Raw genomic sequence first — 3166 nt, forward strand, 5'->3', positions numbered from 1 at the left:
ACCCCCGCGAGCGTCGCGCGCATCCGGGTCTGCATGACCTCGAGCGCCGCGGTCAGCCGCCCGACCTCGTCGCCGCCGTCCGCGGCCACCGTCACCGTGAGGTCGCCCTCGCTCGCGGCCGTCAGCGCGGTCACCGCCGCGTCGAGCCGCCGGCGCAGCGAGCGCGAGACGACCACCGCGACGGCGCCCGCGGCCGCCAGCCCCACCGCGAGCACCGCCACGACCACGACCTCCGAGCGCAGGACCAGGGCCTGCGCGTCGACCGACGACCGCGCGGCCTTCTCCTCCTGCGCGACCGTCTCGGTCTGGATCGCGTCCATGACCGCGGTCGTCAGCGGACGCACCGTGTCCTGGAAGTACGCGGCGAAGCCGGGGCCGTCGCCGTCGTCGGCCAGCGGGAACAGCGAGTCGTGCGCGGCCGCGTAGTACGCGTCGAACGCCTGCTCCATCGCGTCGACGTCCGCCGGGTCGACGGCGAAGGGCCGGTACGCCGCGACCTGCGCGTCGAGGTCGGCACGCCGCTCCACCAGCTCGTCCGCGAGGTCGGCGCGCGTCGCCGCGTCGGCGATGCCGTACTGGATGACGCGCGCCCGGTCCCCCTGGTACGCGCGCTGGATCTCCGTGAGCTGCGAGAGCGGCTTGACGCTCTCCTCGTGCAGCGCGCCGATCTCGGCCCGCAGCGACAGCAGCGCGGCGACGGCGACCCCCGCGACCGTGACCGCCGCGACGCCCATGAGCCCCACCGAGGCCGCGATCTTCGTCAGGACCGACCGGTCCGCCCACCAACCCGTGCCACCACGCATGCCCGTCTCCTCCCGAGGTCCTGCACCTGCCCTGCCGATCGGCAGCGCCCGGGACGACGTGACGACCCGTCAGGATGAGATCGGTCTCAGCCGCCCTCGCCCACGGCGACGGGCGCACGGGCGCCGAGCCAGGCGCGCAGCGCGTCGACGGGCAGCGCGCCGCTGTGCACGAACCCCTGCGTCGCGTCGCACGCGAGGTCGCACAGCCGGTCGGCCGTCGCGTGGTCCTCGACGCCCTCGGCCGTCACGCGGATGCCCAGGCGGTGCGCGAGGTCGATCGTCGCGGCCACGATCGTCTCCGTGCGCTCGTCGCGCAGCAGCCGCGAGACGAACGACGCGTCGAGCTTGAGCTCGGCGGCGGGCAGCCGCGCCAGGTAGCTGAGCGACGAGTGCCCGGTGCCGTAGTCGTCGATGCTCACGCGCACGCCCTGCTCCGTGAGCCGCACCAGCGCCGTCACCGCGGCGTCCGGGTCGCGCATGATCGCCGACTCGGTGACCTCGAGCACCAGCCGGTCCGCCCGCAGGCCCGAGCCGGCCAGCGCGGCGGCGACCTCGCCCGGCAGGTCGTCGTCCGTGACGCAGCTCGCCGAGAGGTTGACCGCGACCGGCAGGTCCCAGCCGTCGGCGGCCACGCCCTGCGCCGCCGCGGCGGCCTGCCGCAGCACGACGGCCGTGAGACGCGCCATGAGCCGGTGCTGCTCGGCGAGCGGCAGGAACTCGGCGGGCCGCAGCAGGCCGTGCCGCGGGTGCGCCCAGCGCACGAGCGCCTCGACGCCCACCACGCGGTCGTCGCCGCAGGCGACCTGCGGCTGCAGGTGCACGACCAGCTCGCCGACCTCCGCCGGCGGCGCGTGCCCCGCGAGCACGGTCCGCAGGTCGCTCAGCAGGTCGAGCCGGCGCGCGGTGTGCGCCGCGGTGCGGGCGTCGTACACCTGGATGCCGCCGCCCGAGCGCTTGGCCACGTACATCGCGGTGTCGGCGTCGTGCAGCAGCCGCGCGCTCGACGCCGAGCCGAGACCCGTGCTGGCGACGCCCACGCTCGCGTCGATCCGCACGGTGCGGCCGGCGACGACGAACGGCGCCCGGATCGCGTCGAGCACGACGTGCGCGACCCGCAGCGCCTGGTCCGGGTCGTCCACGAGCAGCGCGAACTCGTCACCGCCGAGCCGCGCGAGCAGCGCGGCGCCCGCGGTCTCGACGGTGACCCTGTCGGCGACGGCGCGCATGAGCTCGTCGCCGACCACGTGCCCGAGCCCGTCGTTCACGCCCTTGAACTCGTCGAGGTCGACGAGCAGCACGCCGACGCCGCGCGGGCGACCGCGCGTCGCCTCGAGGTGCTCCATGAACGCGAGACGGTTCGCGACGCCCGTGAGACCGTCGGTGCGGGCCTCGCGGCGCGCCGACGTGAGATCGGCGAGGTCCGCCACGACGCGCAGCAGCCGGACGCTGCCCAGCAGCGTCGACAGCGCGGCCGCGACCGCGACGGACCGGCGGCCGCTGGGGGCGACGGCGTCGAGCACGACCAGCCCCGCGCCCGCCACGACGATCGCGAGCGACCCGATCGACGACGCACGCGGCGAGGGCGCGGTCTGGACGTTGCGCACCACGGGCGCGAGGCTCGCGACCGCGCTGGTCGCGGCGACGACGGCCCACACCGTGACGACCGCGACGGTCGCGGTCGGCCGCACCGCGCCCGTCGCGAGCACCTCGAGGTACCGGACCGTGCCGAGCACGCCGAGCGTCGCCACGAGCGCGAGCAGGGTCCACGCGCGCCAGTCGCGCGCGAGCCGCGCGAGGACCAGGACGGACGCGAGGGACAGCGCGAGCACGGCGGGTGCCGCGGCGCCGAGCACGAGCACGGTCACGCGCCACGTCGGCACCGCGGCGGCGCCGACGGTGCGGTACGTGCCGTACATGAGCAGCGCGGTGCCGCCCAGGAGCCCCGCGAGCCCGAGCAGCCGCTCACCGGGGTCCCAGTCCCACTCGACGCCGCGGTACCGGTTCCAGAACTGCACGCCGAGGTAGAGGAAGGCCGACGCGACGACGGTCCCGAGCGTCTCGACGACGCCGGCCCACCGGACCCCGGGGGCGAGCACGAGCACGGCCGCCTCGCCGCCGAACGCGACGGCGAGCGCCAGCAGCGCCCGGGCGAACCACCGCCACGCGCGCGCCTCGCGCACGGGGCGGGCCCGCAGCCGCGCACGCACCACGACGCCCGACGACGCGCACACGAGCGCGGCGACCACGAGGAACGCGGCCGAGACGCCCGTGACGACGCCGGTCACCGCGAGCAGCGCGCACGCGAGGGCCCCGACGAGGGCGGCGCGGGCGGCTCGCGGCGTCGGACGGGTGCGGGCCACGCC

The 3166-nt window shown here is 76.8% G+C and carries 2 protein-coding genes; both read right to left on the reverse strand.

The features are described from left to right. A partial coding sequence (locus CS2_RS17970; RefSeq protein WP_156442213.1) for an MCP four helix bundle domain-containing protein occupies window positions 1-803 on the reverse strand: 803 nt, incomplete at its 3' end. Between the two features lie 86 nt (window positions 804-889). Beyond that, a partial coding sequence (locus tag CS2_RS17975; protein ID WP_156442214.1) for a putative bifunctional diguanylate cyclase/phosphodiesterase occupies window positions 890-3166 on the reverse strand: 2277 nt, incomplete at its 5' end.

The organism is Cellulomonas iranensis NBRC 101100 = JCM 18110 (assembly GCF_001552375.1).
Lineage (GTDB): Bacteria > Actinomycetota > Actinomycetes > Actinomycetales > Cellulomonadaceae > Cellulomonas > Cellulomonas iranensis.